This is a genomic window from Archangium sp., assembly GCF_036277355.1.
Taxonomy (GTDB): domain Bacteria; phylum Myxococcota; class Myxococcia; order Myxococcales; family Myxococcaceae; genus Archangium.
Genome location: NZ_DASUNC010000064.1, coordinates 66,202 through 83,799, shown reverse-complemented (window position 1 = coordinate 83,799; position 17,598 = coordinate 66,202). Strand labels below are relative to the sequence as shown.

Genomic DNA, 17,598 nt, shown 5'->3' with positions numbered 1-17,598 from the left:
CTTCTGGTTGAGCAGATGGGCAACGTCCTCGCGCGGCGGTCCCAGGCCACCGAGCCGTACGGCGCGCCAGTCGTCCAGGGCCTCCACCAGCCGGGGCATGTCCACCCGCTCCTGGAGGGCCAGGACTTCCCCGGGCGACGTGCAGGTGAGGAAGGGCGCCAGCAGTTCGTCACGGCTGGAGGAGAAGTCGGGCCAGCCCGGGGGCACGGCCTGCCCTCCGCACGAGGGCGAGCCCTGGGGGGCAGTCCCCACTCCGGCCAGCTCGGGCGCGGGAGCCTCGCCCGAGCTGGCCAGGGCGGCGTCCGGGCCCAGCCCGCGGGCGCTGCGGCGGCGGTGCAGCCGCTCCTGCCCGCCCGTTTCGGCGGAGAAGGCGTGCTCGCCCGCCTCCGTGGAAGCAAGAGGGGCGGGCGTCTCGGGCGCGGGCGTACTGGCCCCCGCTTCTCGCGACATGGAGAGCGCGCGGGGGCCCTCGGCGGTGCTGACAGCGTGTCGCGGCGCCAGGGTGACGCAGCCGGTGGAGAGCAGCACGGCGCCCAGCAGCGCCGCCCACCTGGGCGCCCACGCCTCAGCGCGCATGGTCCACCCCCGGGCCCAGCGAGGCGAAGGCACCCGGGCGCACCACCACCGCCGTCCCGTTCAGGTGGGCCCGCGTCACCGGCGGAGAAGCACCTCCGGCCCTGCCCCAGTCATGCACCGCCGACAGCCCCAGGGTGTAGCGGCCCCGCTGCCTGGGTGGCCCGGTGAAGCGGTGCTGCAAGTCCACCTCGGCCTGGGCCCCCATGAGACGCGCCCCCAGCACGTCCGAGGCGAAGGCCTCCACGTAGAGGGGGCCCAGGGTGCCGGTGAGGGAGGCGCCCGCAGGGGGGTCGTCCGGGTTGGCCCGGTTGGAGTAGCGGCGCGCCAGCCCGGTGGCCTCCACCCGCGTCAGGTCGCGCCACGTGGCGGGGGAAGGTGGCGGGGGAGACTCGCTGTCGGGCGAGGGAGAATCCATTGCCCCACCCAGCGCAGGACAGAGACACAGCAGCATCACGGTCCACGGGTGAGTCATCATCAGTCTGCGCCCTCCGGAAGCACCCCCGAACGGCGGCGCCCAAGCAAGCAATACCCGCTCACTCCGACAGGACGACTATCACACATGGCAATCCCCTGCCTTCTGTCCGGGCAGGCCGGGCACGCGCAATCTTCTTGGGCGGTTGTTCTTCCAAGGGGCCCCGGTAGGGACTGAAGCCACGCGCTCGTCACCGGGAGACGCCCCGCCCGGGACAGTGGCGGTTCGCGCCGCCATGTCGTGTGCCCGCGGACTGGAGGAGTTGGCGCCAGGCGGACACGGCGCTCCACCAGCAGCAGGCGCGCCAGTTCGTGGGCACGGGCTCACGGGCGGGGACTCGCTTGCCGTGGCGAAGCCCCTTCCGTCGCCTACGCCAGTCTCCCCAGCTTTGAGGGCCGGGCGTACCATCACGAGGTGACTGACACCCAGCCTGGCTGAAGGGTCCAAATCCCCCCGTGCGCAGTGGCACTCAAGACCATTGGATGGGCCGCCCCTCGTGGTCACCCGATGGGCGGTTCCTCGCTGCCGGCGGGATGAGTGGCCGTATCTGTATCTGGGATGCTCAAAGTGGTGAAACCCTCCAGCGCCTCAAGGGTGCCCCCGCCGGACGAGTGCCTCGGCTTCATCTACCGCTATGGCACGGTACTTCCGGAAGGCCTGCTGCCCCGCTTCATCGTGGAAACCTACGTCCACCGCGAGCCCAAGCACGCCAGGCGCTCTGGCGCCGTGTTGAAACGAGCCATCGGGAAGCTCCAGGCCATCCAGCCCGGTGGCAAACCCGTGAACGAGCACGACAAGACAGACCCAGCCTGGCTGGAGGTCACCAAGCAGCTCGATCGCGTGCTCGCGAAGCTCAAGCGGAGCTGAGACCGGGGCTCGCACTCCGGTTCCGGCCTCGCACTGTCCACACTCGGGGGAGAAAGTGTCACTCCTCGCCGGGGTCGAAGGACTTGATGGCCACCGCACGAACGGATGGGTCCTCCAGCCGGGTGATGCCCGCCTTCTTCAACGCCGCAGAGAACGCCTTGGCCCCATGGCCCTGCAGCGGCACGGTGATGGAGCCAAGCGATTCGGGCCCGTGGTCCTGCCACAGGAGAAACTGGACCCGGTACTCCTTGCGCCTGCGCTCGACCATCGCGACAGCCTCGCCTTTGTGGATGCCGCGCGAGAGCAGCTTCCCGAGCAGGAACGAGCGGATCTGCTCGTACGCCTCGTCCGACTCGACAGGCGTGCCGCTGACATGCAGCAGGAGATCGGCCTTGCCCGGCGTGGCCCTCAATTCTTCGACCTCATGCACCAGCTTGGCGACAACGGGATCGTCGGTCTCCGGATTCGAGCCGTGCGCCCCCCGCTCCTTCAACAATTCGTTCCGGATGCCCTGCTGAATCGGATGAAGGTTTTCGGGCGCCCGCTCGAGCAACCACTGGAGGTGTCGCGAGAGGATGGCCTCACAGGCCATTGAATCCCCGAGGTCGCGCAGCACCTGGAGATGGCTCCAGGCCGCGAGGGTCGTCATGTCATCTTCATTGCCACGGGTCCTCACCCAGGCTTGCAGTGCTTTGTGGCCAAGCTCCCGGGCAGGGTGAAGCTCGCCCTTCGCATGATGAACCGCGGCCAACTGAGACATCGCACTGAGCGTCCCGGGATGGTCCTCGCCCAGGTGCTGTTGGCCTGAGCGCAGCAGTTCTTCTTCCAGGGCATGCGCTTCCTGTTCCACGCCCAACTCACGGAGGGTCCCGGCGAGCTCGTTCAATGCGGTATGGGTCTCCCGGTGGCCTTCGCCGAAAGTCCGGCGACAGCGCTCCAATGCGTCCCGCTGGAGGACACACGCGCGTTGAAGCTCCCCGCCCCGCTTGAGGATCTTCGCGAGGTTCTGCATCGAGAGAATGGTGGCGGGATGCCCCTCTCCAGACTCTTTCGACCGGATGGCGAGGACCTCCTCTTGGAGTCGTCGCGCCTCCGCGTGGTCTCCTTTATCCGAGAGCGTCGCGGCAAGCTCCGACTGCAGGACGAGGGTCTTGGGGTGATGGAGGCCGTGAGTCCCCAGAAAGGCCGTGAGGACCCTTTCCTGGAGCGCTCGTGCTTCATCCAGTCTGTCCAACGAGCGAAGGATATTGGCGAGACTGCCCATCGCGAGGAGCGTGTCCGGGTGAGCCGGGCCAAGGACTTCCTCGGAGAACTGGAGGCACTTCTCCTCCAGTTCAAGTGCCTCTTCAAACTCCTCTTCCTCAGCGAGCAGACGAGCGAGGTTGCTCATCGCGACGAGGGTCTCGGGATGCTTGGGACCCAGGAGCCACATCTTGCCTTCCAGCACCTCCTCCTTCAGCTCGCGCGCCCGAACGAGGAATCCTTCATCCTGCAATGCCCCAGCGAGGTTACCCATCGCGGTGAGCGTGCTGGGGTGGGCAGCCCCCATCACGCGACGGCTCACCTCGACCAACCGTTCCCCGTAGGCGATGGCGCTGGCGTTGTCACCCAACTGCCGGTACGTCAGGGCGAGGTTGTTCACTGCGACGAGCGTATCGGGATGCTCCGGTCCCAATGTGTCCTGGACCCGCTCGAGAACTTCCCAGCCAAGGTCCCGGGCCTGCGTCAGCGCCCCTCGCTCCGCCAGGTAGGAACCCATGAGCAACCCGAGGTTCGCCTCGAGCGAGGCATCGCGCGGAGTGCCCTGCTGCCGCAGCGAGGCATGAAGGGACTCGGCGTGGGGGAACCAGAGCTGGAGCATGGGCCACGCCGCGGAGTCCCGGCACGCCTCCGGCGGAACCATCTCGAGCGCCGCCTTGCCGACATGCCGCAATTCCGCGGCCGGCTCGGGCGACTGGCCGCGCAGGAAGTCCGCGAGCAGGCGGTGCATCCGGCCGAAGAGGGGGATGTCCCGTCCCGGGATGGGCGTGATGAAGGACCTCGCCACCAACGCGGTACGCAGCTTCGCCTCCGAGGCCTCCGGCCCCAGGGCCTCGAGCAGCGCCATCGGAATGGGCTCGGGGGCCAGCCACGCGACGAGCCGGGCCGCCTTGCGCACCTCCTCCAGCAACCGCTCATAGGAGAGGGAGAAGGCCTCGGTGACGCCCCGGAGGGAGTCCCGCGGGACCTGGTCCCGGAGCGCGTCCATCTGCCGGTCCAGCTCCGGGGCGGGCCGCTCATGCAGGGCCTTCTCGAGCAGTTCCCGGGAGTCGATGGCCCCCAGGCGCAGGGCGCTGTTGAGCAATTCCAGCGCGAGCGGGAGATGGCCCACCCAGTGGGTGACGCGCCCCCACTCCTGGGGACCGAGGGCATGTTCCGTCACGTCGTGCGTCAGCAACACCCGCGAGCTCTCGGGCGCGAGCGGCTCGACGCGCAGGGGGACGACGCCCGGCTCGGTGATGCGAAGACGGGAGGTGACGAGCAGCGAGACGTGGACTGGCCCGGGGCAGAAGTCCCGGAGGGGCCGGGGGCGCTGTGTTCCCGAGGGCTCGGGCAGGTTGTCCACGACGTAGAGAACGGGCCGCGCGGAGGCCTCCCGGAGCGACTGGGCAAGAGCGGTGGACAGGTTCCGCTGCTCCTTGCGGAAGACGTGCAGGGGGGGCGTGTCGGGGCGGAGCGTCTGGAGGACGCCGTGGAGCTGTTCCTCCAGCCGCTCCTCGCCGGCATCGGCATCGATCCAGAAGACGCCGCCGGGGTAGTGACGCCCGTAGCGGTGCAGGTACTCCAGGGCGAGGCGCGTCTTCCCGGTGCCACCGCCGCCCTGGAGCGCGGCGATGCGCGGGTTGCCGAGCGGCGCCTGGGCCCGGAGCGCGAAATCGATTCCCCACAGCTCGTCCGCGCGTCCGACGAAGGCGGTGCCGAGCGAGGAGGGGAGGGAGACGGGGTAGAGCGGCTGCGTCACCTCCAGGGGAGCGGGGGGTTCGAGCGCGAGCTCCTCCACCACCTGCGCCGCCGTCCGGGAGCGCGAGGCGCCGAGTGCCTCCAGACGCTCGCCCAGGGTGGCTCCGGCGGCGTCGAGCCTCGAGCGGACCAGCGCCGCCAGGAGGGCGGTCTCATCCGCGCGAGGCCACTGGGTGTCGCGCAGCTGAGGGGGCAGGAGCGCCAGGCCCGAAGAGCCCGCCACGGGCCGGGCCACGACGAGCGGCGCCAGGGCCTCGCGCCGCTGCGCCTCGGACAGCCCCGGGTGCTTCTGGGCCGCGAGGAAGGGCGCCAGGGCGAAACGGAGCTCGCGACAGCAGTACAGCCGCTGGAAGTAGCCGTCCTCGGCGAAGAGGACCACGACCCTGGCGGCCCACATCGCGTCCCTCAGCGTGGCCGGCCAGTGCTCGCCCTGCTCCAGGCCGGAGGTATCCAGGAACGCCAGCCCCCCTTCGCCGCCGAGCGCCTGGTGCAGGGCCTCGGCGTGGGCACGGCTCGTCCTTCGCGCGTAGGAGATGAAGACGGGCGGGGGTGTCGGAGTGGGCACGGGCGATGGATGGCCCGATTCGCGCCCGGAATCCAGTCCGCGGCGCCCTCAGCGGGGCCGGGCCACGTACAGACAGCACACGCCGAAGGTGAGCGGCGTGACGCGCAGCACCTCGAGGCCCGAGTCGCGCATGATGCCGGCGAACACCTCGGGCTCGGGGAAGGCGGCGATGGACTCCTGGAGGTAGCGGTACTCGCGAGCCCCGGACAGCAGCCGGCCCATGAAGGGCACCACGGTGCGAATCTGGAAGCGCGCCAGCGGGCCGAGCAGTCCCCCGCGCGGCTCGGACAACTCGAGGATGGCGATGCGCCCGTCGGGCCTCACCACGCGGGCCATCTCCCGGAGGGCACGGGCCCGGTCCGGCACGTTGCGGATGCCGAAGGCCATGCACAACCCGTCGAAGCTGTCGTCCTCGAAGGGCAGCTGCTGCGCATCCCCCACCTTCAGCTCGCACACGCGGGTGAGGCCCTTGGCGGCCACCTTGCGCCGGCCCACCTCGAGCATGCCCTCGGAGGGGTCCACGCCCACCACCTGGGTGTCCGGGTGACGCTGGAGCACCTTGAGCGCGAGGTCCGCCGTGCCCGTGGCCAGGTCGAGCACCCGGGCCCCGGACTGGAGCTCCAGGGCATCCACCGTCTTGTTGCGCCAGCGCTGATCCACGCCGAACGACATGAGCCGGTTGAGCAGGTCATAACGGGGGGCGATCATGTCGAACATGGCGCCCGAGCCGCCTCGAGGCGCGGAGGACTCGGAGGACGGCGTGACGGAGGAGGGCTGGGGGGCGGTGCTCATGGGGCGGGCTATAGCACCCACCCCGCCGGATGGCCGAGGGGGGCGGAGGGGTCGGGGGTGCGGCGCTAATCCCACGAATTCGAGCAAGTCGTCCGGGGGGCCCGGAGGGGGTGGGGCGGGACGCGCATGGTAGATTGGGCGGATGCGACTCATGATTGCGTTGGGAGCGGCGGCACTGCTCGTGGGCTGTCCGGGGACGGAGGGGGACGGTGGGAATGGGGCCGATGACGTCTGCGTGAATCCACCGGTGGACCTGGCGGTGCCCTTCAAGGAGCTCAGCGGGGTGGTGGCGCACTGGGCGCTGTCCGCGGGCTGCATCCAGACGAGCTACGCGCCGGACATGAAGGACGCGCTGCCGGAGTTCGAGGCGGCACTGGCGGCGTGGGACGCGCAGGCGTGCAGCGACCTGTGCTTCACGGCGCCGGTGGAGAGCACGGTGCCGGCGGAGGACAGCTCGCAGCGGCGCGTGCACCTGGTGTCGGGAAGGCCGGCGGGCGTGGAGGGGTACAAGGTGCAGACGACGCTCACGCTGCGGCTGAGCACGGGGCGGCTCCTGCAGAGCGTCATCTACGTGGACACGGCCGCGCCCGGGGCGGTGACGCGAGGGGACTGGCTGACGGCGGTGGGCAAGGCGCTGGGAATCGGGACACCGGCGGAGGGAGTGGACAGCGTGATGAGCCGGGAGCAGCCCCAGCCGCGCACGGCGCTCACCGGGAAGGACATCGAGACCTTCTGCCGCCTGTACGGCCGCCCGACGTTCTGCGGCAACTGAGCGGAGCGCGGAAGCAGACGGGCCCGGGGCGGGACAACGTGACAGGGTACCCGGGACTCCCTGATGTCGGAAGTAGGGTGTAGTGTCTGGGGATGCACCCTGAATCCAGCAGTGCACCCTGGACGCCCCTTGAAGAGACCCGCCCGGCTGCCCATGCTCCAGACATGGGCACCGGCCAGAGACGCAAGGCGACGTACGCGGACCTGGAGGCGGTCCCTCCGCACCTCGTGGCGGAACTGGTGGACGGTGAGCTGTACACGAGCCCCCGTCCGGCTTCGCCCCATGTCTTCGCACACGGAGCCCTGCACCATGAGCTCTATGGACCCTTCTCCCTGGGAAGGGGGGGCCCGGGTGGCTGGTTGATCCTCTCCGAGCCGGAGCTGCACCTGGGCGAGGACGTGCTGGTGCCGGACATCGCGGGCTGGCGCCGCGAGCGCATGCCGGTGATGCCCGAAGTGGTGGGCTTCACCCTCGCGCCGGACTGGGTCTGCGAGGTGCTCTCGCCCTCCACGGAGGTGCTGGATCGGGAGAAGAAGATGAAGGTCTACGCCCGAGAGGGCGTGCGCCACCTGTGGTTGGTGGACCCGCTGCGTCGAGCACTGGAGGTCTACGCGTTGGACGGTGGCCACTGGAAGACGCTGGGCACGCACGCCGGCCAGGCGTACGTGCACGCCGAGCCCTTCACGCCCCTGCGCCTGGAACTCGGCCTGCTCTGGCAGCGCTGACCCGGGAGGACGAGCCCTCGTCACGATTCACGCGAGCCCGCTCTGCCTCGGCGAAACCCGCGGCGCTGCTCGCAGGGGCGCCGCCCAGACAGACGAGGCATCTCCATGGATCAAGTGGAACCCATCGCGCCACGCGCGGACATCGTTTCCAACTCGCCCACCCAGTTCGAGTTGCGCGGGAAGGACATTCACGTGAGCTTCTCGACCACGAGCATCACCGGCCGGCCGCTCCTGCAGTACCGGGATCGCCAACGCCAGGTGAGCGCGAGCGGCGATGAAATCCGCCAGGTGGATGTGGGAATCGGAACGCTGGTCACCCTCGAGCTGCAGTCGAACGCGGCGGATGCCGGGGGAATCCTCTTCAGCGTGTTGATTCCCCATGCCCAGCTGATCGGCCAGGACCGCAGTGTGAGAATCCGCACGGTGGGCATCACCACGCGCACCCCGGGGTTCGTCATCCCCACCACCCGGCAGGTCGAGACGTACACCGAGGTGAACCTGTCGGGAGAAGCCACCCTCGTGTTCTCCTGACGCGGGCCGAGGCGGGGGAGTCCCGTCCCGACATCCGGACTTGATTGGAGCCGAGGCGCCGGGGAGGCTCGCCGCCCCCGTCAGAAGCGGGGAGCCTCACCTCCAGGAGAACACATGCCCCAGGCGATTCCGGACGGATACCACTCGCTGACGCCGTACCTGGCGCTGCGCGACGCGGCGAAGGCCATCGAGTTCTACAAGACGGCGCTCGGTGCGGAGGAGGTGTACCGGCTGCTGATGCCGGACGGGAAGCTTGCCCACGCGGAGCTGCGGATGGGCACGTCGCGGCTGATGCTGTCGGACGCGATGCCGGAGTGGGGCAACAAGAGCGCGAAGGACCTGGGCGGCTCGCCCATGGCGCTGTGCGTGTACACGGAGAACGTGGATGCGCTGAACGAGCGCTTCCTGAAGGCGGGAGGCAAGCAGGTGCGGCCGCTGGAGAACCAGTTCTACGGGGACCGCACGGCGCAGGTGGAGGATCCCGAGGGGTACAAGTGGACGCTCGCGCAGCACGTGGAGGACGTGACGCCCGAGGAGATGCAGCGGCGCATGGCGAAGATGATGGGCGGGTAGGGCGGAGCGCCCGCGGCACGGGGAAGCCAGCGTCCCGCGGAGCATTCCTCGATGGGAGCCGCTACGAGGGCGACTCCTCACCCGATGGACTGCCGGCCGCGTACGGCGGCTGAGGACCGGTCTCGGTTGCAACCTTCGTGGTACACCGGTCGCGACAGGAGCCAAGGTGGGCACCAGTCGAGGAGCGACATGGCCACGAAGACACGGGGAAGAGCACAGCTGGCGAAACGAGGGCGGGCGGGCTCACGCAAGCCGACACCTTCTGAGCCACTGCCCGTGTACTTCCGTTCATTGACCCTTGAGAACGTGCGCTGCTTTGGACCCGAGCAGACCCTGAACCTCTCCGACGGCAAGGGACGACCGGCGAGATGGACGGTGATTCTCAGCAACAACGGCATGGGCAAAACGACCCTGCTGCAGGCACTCACCGCCTTCGAACCCATTTCCTATGAACAGGAGGGAGATCGCTACCACCTCCCCAAGGGGTACTTCCTGCCGGAAACCCTGTCCTGGAATCCTGTTCGGCACCAGGCGTATCTCGCCCGTTTTTCCGCCAAGGTCAGGGCCGGAGCGCTGCTGGCAAGTGGTGGCGGAAACGAAGAACAAGCCGAGCTTGAGTATGCATTGGAGCCCATGTGGGGAAGCGAAGCGACGATTGTCTCCACGCCCTTCCAGAATCTGGTCTGCTATGGCTATGGAGCAACTCGCCGAATGGGCAATGGCACGTTGTCCGCCCAGAAGGAGTCGCGTTCCAGCGATAGCCTCTTCCTCGAGGATGTACCGCTTCGAAACGCGGAGGAATGGCTCCTACAAGCCGATTACGCAGCCAGCAAGGAGCTACTCGCACAAGAGAACAAGGGGGGAGCAAAGCAGAAGCGTGATCGCATCAAACAACTGCTGCTCGATTTGCTGCCAGAGGTGCATGACCTGCGCTTCGCACCTCCCGATGTGACCAACCCAACGGCCAGGGTGGAAGTCCAGACTCCCTACGGTTGGGTCGCGATGCGAAGTTTGAGCCTGGGATACCGGACACTCATCGCCTGGATGGTGGACCTCGCGAGCCGCATGTTCGAGCGCTACCCCGACAGCCCCAACCCGCTGGCTGAACCCGCGGTGGTGCTCGTCGACGAAATCGATCTCCACCTGCATCCCACGTGGCAGCGCCAGCTCATCGGCTATTTGACCGAGCGTTTCCCCAACACCCAGTTCATCGTGACGGCGCACAGCCCGCTCGTCGTCCAGAGCGCCGCGGATGCGAACATCGTGGTCCTCAAGCGGGAGGGTGACCACGTCGTCATCGACAACGACGTGGAATCCATCCGGGGCTGGCGGGTGGACCAGATCCTCACGAGCGACCTGTTCGGGTTGGAGACGGCCCGGCCACCCCAGGCCGAGGAACTGCTCAAGGAGCGGACCGCGCTTCTCGCCAAACCTCGACTGACGCCCAAGGACAAAACCAGACTGCGGGAGCTGGAAACGGCAATCGGGCCCCTGCCCACGGGTGAGACGAAGACCGAGCGCGAAGCCCTCGAGCTCATCCAGCGCGCCGCCGAGCGCCTGCGGGATGGCCAGAAGTGATCCGCGTCCGCAAACCGGCCGAGCCACCCGAGGTCCTTCAGACGAAAGGCGAGCGCGCCCGGCGATCCATGAGTACGGCGTACTCGCGAGCCCCTCGGAGCTACCAGAAGGGCAAGAGAACGTTCGAGTTCGACTCGAGCCTCTACGCCCATGAGACCGTCAAGCAGGCGCTCATCGCGGCACAACACGGCAAGTGCGCCTTCTGCGAATCGCCGTTCGAGCATATCTCCTACGGAGACGTCGAGCACTTACGCCCCAAGGGGGGATGGCGCCAGGAGGAAGGTGAGCCCCTGAACCAGCCCGGCTATTACTGGCTGGCCTACGAGTGGTCCAACCTGTTCGTGTCCTGCACCCTCTGCAATCAGCAGTTCAAGGAGAACCTCTTCCCCTTACAGACCCCCGCGCGGCGGGCCCGAAGCCACAAGGAGGATGTGACGGCAGAGGACCCGCTACTGCTCGACCCCTCCGTGGACGACCCCGAGGCATTCATCTCATTCCGGGAAGAGGTGCCCTACGCAGTGGATGGCAACGCACGCGGGGAGGTGACAATTCACACCCTGGGCCTCCGTCGGGAGAAACTGGCTGAGCGCCGAAGGGAGCATCTGGGCCACGTGAGGGCGTTGAAGAACCTCATCAAGATCGGCCAACAGCCCTATGCCGAGGAGGCACGGGAGATCCTCCAGCGCATGCAGCAGGACTCCAGGCAGTACGCCGCGATGACCCGCGCCTTCCTGCGCTGATGACGGCGGAGCCCCGGAAACACGAAGGGTGAGGGCAGTGGCGAACCCGGGGTCCGCACCACCCTCACCCCGTCCCTCTCCCGGAGGGAGAGGGGAAATGCCCGCGGTGAACTGCCCGCGGTGAACTGGCGGAAGTGAAGCGGTTACTTCGCGGGCGGCGCGGGCTGCGTGGGCACGGGGGCCTTGGCCTTCTTCTCCGCTCCCGCGAAGTCGCCGGCCTTGACCACCGTCACCTTCTTCCAGTCCAGGTAGCGCGAGAGCGCCGTGCGCACGTCCTCGGGCTTGAGCTCGCTCATGCGCTTCTCGAAGGCCGCGTCGAACTCCAGCGTGCGCCCGTAGTACAGGTACGACGCCAGCGTGCGCGCCAGGCCCCCGTCATCCGCGCGGCCCGTGCGCCGGTACTCCAGCAGGCCCGCCCGCGCCTTCTCCAGCTCGTCCGCGGTGAAGCCCTGGCTCAGCACCTTCTCCAGCTCCTCGCGCACCGCCGTCTCCAGCTTCGCGGCGTTCTGCGGCGCGTAGATGGCGTACGTGGAGAACGCGCCCACCGGGTCCAACGAGCCCGCGTTCAACGAGCTGCCCACCGTATAGGACAGGCCGTCCTGCTGGCGCACGCGCGTGGCCAGCCGCGAGTTGAGGAAGCCGCCGCCGAGCAGGAAGTTGCCGAGCACCAGCGCCGGGTAGTCCGGGTTGTCATCGCGCAGCCCCAGCCCCTGGCCCGCGAGGAACAGCGCGTTGGCCTTGTCCGGCGTCTCGAGCATCAGCGCCTGGGTGCCCGTCTTGTACGGCTGCGCGGCGATGCGCGCGTACGGCGCCGGGCTCTTCCAACCGCCGAACAGCTCGGCCACCTGCTTGTGCAGGGCCTCGGCGTCGAAGTCCCCCACCGCGGCGAGCTCGCCCTGCGAGGCGCCGTAGAACTCGCGGTAGAAGGCCCGCGCCTGCTCCAGGGTGGTGTTCTTCACCCCGGCGAGCGACTCGTCCAGCGTCTCCGCGTAGTACGGGTGCCCGGCGGGGTAGGGAGACAGCGCGCGCGAGAAGGCGATGCGGCCCTGGGTGTTGGGCTCGCTGCGCTGGGCCTCCAGCGAGGCCAGCCGCTCCTCCTGGAGCAGGGCGAACTCCCGGGCGTCGAAGGCGGGCTCGCGCAGCACCTCGGCCACCAGCGTCATCACCTCGGGGAGGTTCTTGCGCGGGGCTTCCATCCAGACGCTGACGCCGGAGGCGCCGCCGTCCACGCCCACGCGGGCCTTGAGCTTGTCGAAGGCGTCGCGCAGCTGCTGGCGGGTGTGCTTCTTCGTGCCGCGCATGAGCATCATGCCGGCGAAGTCCGCGGCGTCCGAGCGGCCCCAGACGGCCTTCTCGGTGCCCCAGCGCAGGTTGAAGGTGACGTGGGCCATCTCGCCGCGCGTCTTCTTGGGCAGCAGCGCGAGCTTCAGGCCCGCGGCCTGCGAGCGCTGCACGCGCTGCTCGATGTGGGCGGGAGACGGGTCGAAGGCCTCGCCCACGACGGCCTCGCCGCGGCCCTTGTAGCCCTCGAGCAGGGAGGCCACGTTGACGCGCTCGGGCATCTCCGAGCGGTCCGGCTTCGCGGTGGGGATGAACTGGCCGAGCGTGCGGTTGGAGGACTTGAGGTAGCTCCGCGCCACGCGCGTGACGTCGGCGGCGGTGACGGCTTCAATCCGGTCGCGGTGGAGGAAGAAGAGGCGCCAGTCGCCGATGGCGGCCCACTCGGACAGCTGGATGGCGGCGCTCTCCGAGTCGTTGAGCATGAGCTCCACGTACTTGAGCAGGGCCGTCCTGGCGCGGTCCACCTCGTCCTGGGTGAAGGGCGTGCGGGCGGCGTCCTCCACGGTCTTCAGGAGGGCATCGCGGGCGGCGTCGAGGGACTGGCCCTCGCGGACCTCGGCGGAGAAGGCGAGGATGCCGGGGTCGTGGAGCTGGAAGTTGGAGGCCCCGGCGCTGGAGGCCTTCCTGGTCTCGACGAGGGCCTTGTAGAGGCGGCCGGAGGGGGCGTTGCCGAGGATGTGCGTGAGCACGTCGATGGCGGCGAAGTCGGGGTGGGCGCCCTCGGGGACGTGGTAGACGGCGGTGAGGGCGGACACATCGCCCACGCGGCGCAGGGTGACGAGCCGCTCGCCGTCCTGGGTGGGCTCCTCGGTATAGGTGGCGGGGAGGGGCTCGGCGGGACGGGGCAGGGCGCCGAAGGTCTTCTGCACCTCGGCGAGGGCCTTCTGGGGCTCGAAGGCGCCGGCGATGACGAGCATGGCGTTATCGGGCCGGTAGTACTTCCGGTAGAAGGCCTGGAGACGCTCGATGGGGACGTGCTCGAGGTCCGCGCGGGCGCCGATGGTGGACTTGCCGTAGTTGTGCCACGAGAAGGCGGAGCTCATGACGCGCTGGAAGAGGATGCGCGAGGGGTCGTTCTCGCCGCGCTCGAGCTCGTTGCGCACGACGGTCATCTCGCTGTCGAGGTCCTTCTTGGCGATGAAGCTGTTGACCATGCGGTCGGCCTCGAAGGAGAGGGCCCAGCGGAGGTTGTCGTCGGAGGAGGGGAGGGTCTCGTAGTAGTTGGTGCGATCCAACCAGGTGGTGCCATTGGGGCGGGCGCCGCGCTGGGTGAGGGCCTGGGGCACGTTGGGGGTGGAGGGGGTGCCCTTGAAGAGGAGGTGCTCGAGGAGGTGGGCCATGCCCGTCTCGCCGTAGCCCTCGTGGCGGGAGCCGACGAAGTAGGTGACGTTGACGGTGACGGTGGGCCTGGTGGGGTCGGGGAAGAGGAGGACGCGCAGCCCGTTGTCGAGCCGGTACTCGGTGATGCCCTCGACGCTGGTGAAGGGAGCGGCGGGGGAGGAGGGGGCTTCGGCGCGGGGCGGAGGGGCGGCGTCAGCGGGGGGCGAGGAGGGGCCCGGCGCGTTGACGAGCGGGGGAGTGCAGGCCGCGACGAGGAGGGCCGCGACGAGGAGGCGGAAGCGTGCGGAGAGGGTCATAGGCATCTGGAACCTACCAACCGGGCATGCCCGGGGGGTGTTCCCGAAAGAGGGGCATGGGGGAAGAAAGCCCAGGGCTGAACGAAGCGGGGAAAAAGCTGAGCAGGGGAGCACCCGGGCCATCCTCCCCTCTCCCTCTGGGAGAGGGTCGGGGTGAGGGTCTTGCAAGAAATGACGAGTCCCCAGGACCGATGGATACCAGAACGAAGAGAGCCACCACGAAGAAGAGTTCCACCAGGCCCCGCCCACTGGGAACGGTCATCGCCGAACGGAACCTGACGCTCGAAGGGAAGAAGAACGCGTCCGCAAGGATCCGAATCGGGAAGCCCCGGAAGGATCGCACGACAGGCGACTACGTCTGTCCCTACACCTTCGAGGGCCTTGGCGACCGGGAAGTCCGTGAGGCCTGGGGCATGGACTCCATGCAGGCGCTACAGAATGCCCTGCAGGCCATCCGTCTCGAGCTCACCCCTCATGCGGACACTCTGAGTTGGGCGGGAGGGCAGGACGGCTGGCTGGGATTTCCCAAGGTGATTCCCGATCTCTTCGGACCGGCGTTCACCCTGCGACTGGAGAAGATGGTGGAGAAGGAGACGGATCGTTTCGCACGCACCCTGGAATCCACCCATCGCCGAGCCGGACAACCGGCTCACGGGAAGCGGAGCACCAGACGTCAGGGCTGACCCTCACGGGTTCTCGAGACGGGCCGCCCCGAGCGCCACCAGCGCATCGGCGAGACGATCGATCTCCCCGCCCTCCAGTCCTGTGGACGCGAGCTCCTCACGGGCCTTCCGCCGGGTGGCCTCGCGGTCCAGGCCTCGCGGCACACGCGGCACGAGCGTACTGATGCGAGCACTGATGCGCGCGAGCGCCGGCCGGAGCTCCTCGTCGAGCGAGTGCACGGGAGCCTCCGCGGCGGCCGGAGGTGTGCGGAGCTGAATCCGCTTCGCCGCGTCCATCTGTGCCTGGAAGAAAGCGGAGATGGCCTCGTCCGGAGGCGCCGGAACGCCCAGGGCCGCGGCGGCGGCGTGGACCTCCTTCAGCGCGGCCTCCAGCACCCGAGCCTCCTGTGCGGGCACCTCGATGGGCTGACCCGCGCGCTGCTTGGCCGTGGCCACCCAGGGCATCAATGCCAGACGCTCGGCGGTGGCGGAGAGCAGCGCGTCCACGGGGGTCGCGGTGGGACCGGTGGCGCCGGGGCCCAGGTAGCTCTGACGGAGCGCCCCGAGCGCGCCGCGGGCCTCCTGCCGCAGGAGCCACGTGTCCAGCTCGGTGGCCAGCCCGGCCCGGGAGGGCTGCACGAAGAGCGCCACCACGTCCCGGGTGAAGGGCCCCACGCGCTCGATGCCGGAGAGGCCCTCGGCCCAGCGAGGACCCTCGACGGTGTTGGTGAGCGCCGCATCGGCCTGCCCGGAGGCGAGCGCCTCGCGCACCGCCGCGTTGTCGGGAATGGCGAGGATGCGCGCGTTCTGGAAGTGCGCACGCGCCACGCGCTCCAGGTGTCCGCCCCGGTTCACGGCCACGCGGAAATCAGGCCGGTCGAGCGCCCGCAGCAGCGCGAGTGGCGCCTCGGTGTCACCGGCCGCGGGCGGAGGGGCCCAGGCCGGGCGCCGCAGGAGCAACAGGGCCCCATTGCGCGCCACGGGGACGGTGTAGCGCCCGGCCAGCGAGCGCTCGGGGCGGAGGGTGAGACCACTGGCCGCCAGGTCGAAGCGCTGAGCGCCGAGGTCCGCCAGCAGCTCCGGCCAGAGGAAGCGCACCCACTCGAGCCGGTATCCGCGCTCGGAGGCGAAGCACTCCAGGAGCGCGGCATCGAAGCCGGACACCTGCCCGTCCCGCATGGAGCTGAAGGGCGGATAGTCACCACTCGTTCCGACGCGGAGGAGCCGGGTCTCGCGAGGGGGTGACGTGGTGCCGGGATGCGTCGCACACGCCGCGAACAGGGCCAGCACGCAGCCCGCGAGCGCGAGGCGGGCACGAGGGAGGGAAGGGAGCATCCCCGGACTCTGCCCCAGGCAGGGCGAATCCCCCAGGGGACGTGCGTGCGACCCACGTAGAACGGACACAGGTGCGCGGCGCGCCGGAGGTCGTGCAAGCTGCCGGGGCATGAAAAGCTCCCGTCCGCTGTCAGGTGGAGTGCTCGCGCTGGGGCTCATCCTCTGCGCTGCGTGCGCCACCTCTCCGGCCAGTACTCCCGAGACGCCGCGCCCACGGCAGGAGCCAGAACAGGTGCGCACGACTCCACTGCCCGATGGCCGCCTGCGACTCTCCTTCGAGCCGGTGTTACCCGACCCCTCCCTGGAGCGAATGCGCCTGGAAGACGCCCGGGACGTTCTCACGTCCCTGCACGCGTCCCTGCGGACCCAGCAGCCCCCCCGGCCGCGGCTCGTCCTGGCCTCCACGGCCTCGACGCAGCCGCCGCCCCAGGGCTGGCGCGCTCACCTGCTCGAGGAGCTCCTCTCACGCTTCGGCCCTTCCCGGCTGCCCCTGCCCCAGTCCCTGGAGACGAGCCCTGTCCTCCTCGCCCTGAAACGCTCTCCCCACTACATGGGCGCGGGCGCCCGTGAAGCGGCGCGCGAGCTGTTCTCCTCTCCCGTCTTCCTCTCCAGTGTCACCCTCTCGGTTTTCCTCTACTTCTCCGCCTGGCTGGCGCCCGAGCCGGTGTTCAGCAAGGCCTTCGTGGCCCTGCTGACGCTCCGGCTCTCGCTGGCCGTGGGTGTGCTGGAACTCACCCGCGTGGCCCTGGCCTGTGTCCAGCTGTACCGGGAAGCCCACGCGGCCACGACACCGCAGGAAATCGAGCGGGTGGCCGAGCGCTTCGGCAAGGCGCTGGGCGGCACGGGGTTACGGGTGCTCATGCTGGTGGCCAGCCTGGGCGTGGCCAAGGGACTGCCCCCGGTGCCCGAGGGCGGACTCACGGCGTTGCTGCGCGCCCCGCGCTACGCCCTCCCCGAGGGCCTGTCCCTGGAGGGCGCCTCGGCGGTGCAGATGGTGGCCGACGGCACCGTGCTCGTCACGGGCGTGGCGGCGGGCACCATGGCGGCCGCTGTGGGCAGCGCCTGCACGGATGGCTCCGAGAAGACGGACGGCTACTATTGGCACCACCTCGCCACCGACAAGAACCACATCTCGACGCTGCGCGGTGGCCCGTGGACGCCCCGATTCGAGGACTTATTCGAGATGGCGGGGATGAGCCTGGATGCGAAAGAGAACCGCGTCTATCTCAAGGGTCACAAGGGCCCTCATTCCGAGGCGTACCACCAGGAGGTCTACCGTCGATTGGAAGCCGTGCTCTCCCAGTGCCGCACCCCGAAACAGTGCCGGAGCATCCTGGTGGACGAGCTCAAGAAGATCGCGGATGACGTCTGTACGCCGGGGACACTGCTCCACCAGCTGCTGACGACGACATGAGGCGCAACACCAGGTGAG

13 protein-coding genes and 2 pseudogenes are annotated in these 17,598 nt (G+C 69.2%); 9 read left to right on the top strand and 6 right to left on the bottom strand.

Annotated elements, in window-relative coordinates; translation table 11 throughout:
* Together VFZ09_RS17645 and VFZ09_RS17640 are read right to left on the bottom strand one after the other, a co-directional pair.
* Window positions 1-576 (bottom strand): annotated as a pseudogene (locus VFZ09_RS17645) (hypothetical protein); the annotation flags it as partial.
* A 34-nt stretch (window positions 577-610) separates the two neighbouring features.
* Window positions 611-904 (bottom strand): annotated as a pseudogene (locus tag VFZ09_RS17640) (hypothetical protein); the annotation flags it as partial.
* Window positions 905-1,618: 714 nt separating this feature from the next.
* On the opposite strand from VFZ09_RS17640, the gene VFZ09_RS17635 reads away from it, so the two are divergent.
* The gene (locus tag VFZ09_RS17635; RefSeq protein ID WP_329728754.1) at window positions 1,619-1,915 is read left to right on the top strand and encodes a hypothetical protein; all 297 of its coding nucleotides are present in this window, start codon (window positions 1,619-1,621) and stop codon (window positions 1,913-1,915) included.
* 58 nt (window positions 1,916-1,973) lie between these two features.
* Here the strand turns inward: VFZ09_RS17635 and VFZ09_RS17630 are convergent, their stop codons facing one another.
* Both VFZ09_RS17630 and ubiE read right to left on the bottom strand, forming a co-directional pair.
* Entirely contained in the window at window positions 1,974-5,480 is a 3,507-nt protein-coding gene (locus tag VFZ09_RS17630; RefSeq protein ID WP_329728753.1) for a toll/interleukin-1 receptor domain-containing protein, read from the bottom strand.
* Between the two features lie 48 nt (window positions 5,481-5,528).
* Window positions 5,529-6,272, bottom strand: coding sequence for a bifunctional demethylmenaquinone methyltransferase/2-methoxy-6-polyprenyl-1,4-benzoquinol methylase UbiE (gene ubiE / locus VFZ09_RS17625; RefSeq protein ID WP_329728752.1), 744 nt, complete (start codon window positions 6,270-6,272; stop codon window positions 5,529-5,531).
* Between the two features lie 142 nt (window positions 6,273-6,414).
* Between ubiE and VFZ09_RS17620 the strand changes: the two genes are divergently transcribed.
* The 6 genes from VFZ09_RS17620 (at window position 6,415) to VFZ09_RS17595 (ending at window position 11,191) form a co-directional block, all read left to right on the top strand.
* Window positions 6,415-7,044: a hypothetical protein gene (locus tag VFZ09_RS17620; RefSeq protein WP_329728751.1), complete on the top strand. Its 630-nt coding sequence runs from the start codon at window positions 6,415-6,417 to the stop codon at window positions 7,042-7,044.
* 164 nt (window positions 7,045-7,208) lie between these two features.
* Window positions 7,209-7,769, top strand: a complete 561-nt coding sequence (locus VFZ09_RS17615; protein ID WP_329728750.1) for a Uma2 family endonuclease — start codon at window positions 7,209-7,211, stop codon at window positions 7,767-7,769.
* Window positions 7,770-7,874: 105 nt separating this feature from the next.
* Window positions 7,875-8,300 (top strand): hypothetical protein, encoded by a 426-nt coding sequence (locus VFZ09_RS17610; RefSeq protein ID WP_329728749.1) that lies wholly within the window; start codon window positions 7,875-7,877, stop codon window positions 8,298-8,300.
* Window positions 8,301-8,414: 114 nt separating this feature from the next.
* On the top strand, window positions 8,415-8,873 hold the full coding sequence (locus VFZ09_RS17605; protein ID WP_329728748.1) for a VOC family protein: 459 nt from the start codon (window positions 8,415-8,417) through the stop codon (window positions 8,871-8,873).
* 189 nt (window positions 8,874-9,062) lie between these two features.
* Complete coding sequence (locus tag VFZ09_RS17600) at window positions 9,063-10,451, top strand: AAA family ATPase (RefSeq protein WP_329728747.1); 1,389 nt, start codon at window positions 9,063-9,065, stop codon at window positions 10,449-10,451.
* Complete coding sequence (locus tag VFZ09_RS17595; RefSeq protein WP_329728746.1) at window positions 10,448-11,191, top strand: hypothetical protein; 744 nt, start codon at window positions 10,448-10,450, stop codon at window positions 11,189-11,191. The genes VFZ09_RS17600 and VFZ09_RS17595 overlap by 4 nt, the downstream gene beginning before the upstream one ends.
* 143 nt (window positions 11,192-11,334) lie before the next feature.
* On the opposite strand, the gene VFZ09_RS17590 is transcribed toward VFZ09_RS17595, so the two are convergent.
* Complete coding sequence (locus VFZ09_RS17590) at window positions 11,335-14,169, bottom strand: pitrilysin family protein (RefSeq protein ID WP_329728745.1); 2,835 nt, start codon at window positions 14,167-14,169, stop codon at window positions 11,335-11,337.
* Window positions 14,170-14,195: 26 nt separating this feature from the next.
* Here VFZ09_RS17590 and VFZ09_RS51635 point away from each other — a divergent pair, with 26 nt between their 5' ends.
* Window positions 14,196-14,852 (top strand): DUF6968 family protein, encoded by a 657-nt coding sequence (locus VFZ09_RS51635; protein WP_414640712.1) that lies wholly within the window; start codon window positions 14,196-14,198, stop codon window positions 14,850-14,852.
* A 3-nt stretch (window positions 14,853-14,855) separates the two neighbouring features.
* On the opposite strand, the gene VFZ09_RS17580 is transcribed toward VFZ09_RS51635, so the two are convergent.
* Window positions 14,856-16,166 (bottom strand): transporter substrate-binding domain-containing protein, encoded by a 1,311-nt coding sequence (locus tag VFZ09_RS17580; RefSeq protein ID WP_329728743.1) that lies wholly within the window; start codon window positions 16,164-16,166, stop codon window positions 14,856-14,858.
* 232 nt (window positions 16,167-16,398) lie between these two features.
* Between VFZ09_RS17580 and VFZ09_RS17575 the strand changes: the two genes are divergently transcribed.
* On the top strand, window positions 16,399-17,580 hold the full coding sequence (locus VFZ09_RS17575; protein WP_329728742.1) for an AHH domain-containing protein: 1,182 nt from the start codon (window positions 16,399-16,401) through the stop codon (window positions 17,578-17,580).
* The last annotated feature ends 18 nt before the right edge of the window (window positions 17,581-17,598 follow it).

Excerpts from the sequence above, each read along its gene's own strand:
- VFZ09_RS51635 (WP_414640712.1), top strand. The coding sequence starts at position 14,196 with ATGCCCGGGGGGTGTTCCCGAAAGAGGGGCATGGGGGAAGAAAGCCCA.
- VFZ09_RS17600 (WP_329728747.1), top strand. The coding sequence starts at position 9,063 with ATGGCCACGAAGACACGGGGAAGAGCACAGCTGGCGAAACGAGGGCGG.
- VFZ09_RS17605 (WP_329728748.1), top strand. The coding sequence starts at position 8,415 with ATGCCCCAGGCGATTCCGGACGGATACCACTCGCTGACGCCGTACCTG.
- VFZ09_RS17590 (WP_329728745.1), bottom strand. The coding sequence starts at position 14,169 with ATGACCCTCTCCGCACGCTTCCGCCTCCTCGTCGCGGCCCTCCTCGTC.
- VFZ09_RS17620 (WP_329728751.1), top strand. The coding sequence starts at position 6,415 with ATGCGACTCATGATTGCGTTGGGAGCGGCGGCACTGCTCGTGGGCTGT.
- VFZ09_RS17580 (WP_329728743.1), bottom strand. The coding sequence starts at position 16,166 with ATGCTCCCTTCCCTCCCTCGTGCCCGCCTCGCGCTCGCGGGCTGCGTG.
- ubiE (WP_329728752.1), bottom strand. The coding sequence starts at position 6,272 with ATGAGCACCGCCCCCCAGCCCTCCTCCGTCACGCCGTCCTCCGAGTCC.
- VFZ09_RS17610 (WP_329728749.1), top strand. The coding sequence starts at position 7,875 with ATGGATCAAGTGGAACCCATCGCGCCACGCGCGGACATCGTTTCCAAC.
- VFZ09_RS17615 (WP_329728750.1), top strand. The coding sequence starts at position 7,209 with ATGGGCACCGGCCAGAGACGCAAGGCGACGTACGCGGACCTGGAGGCG.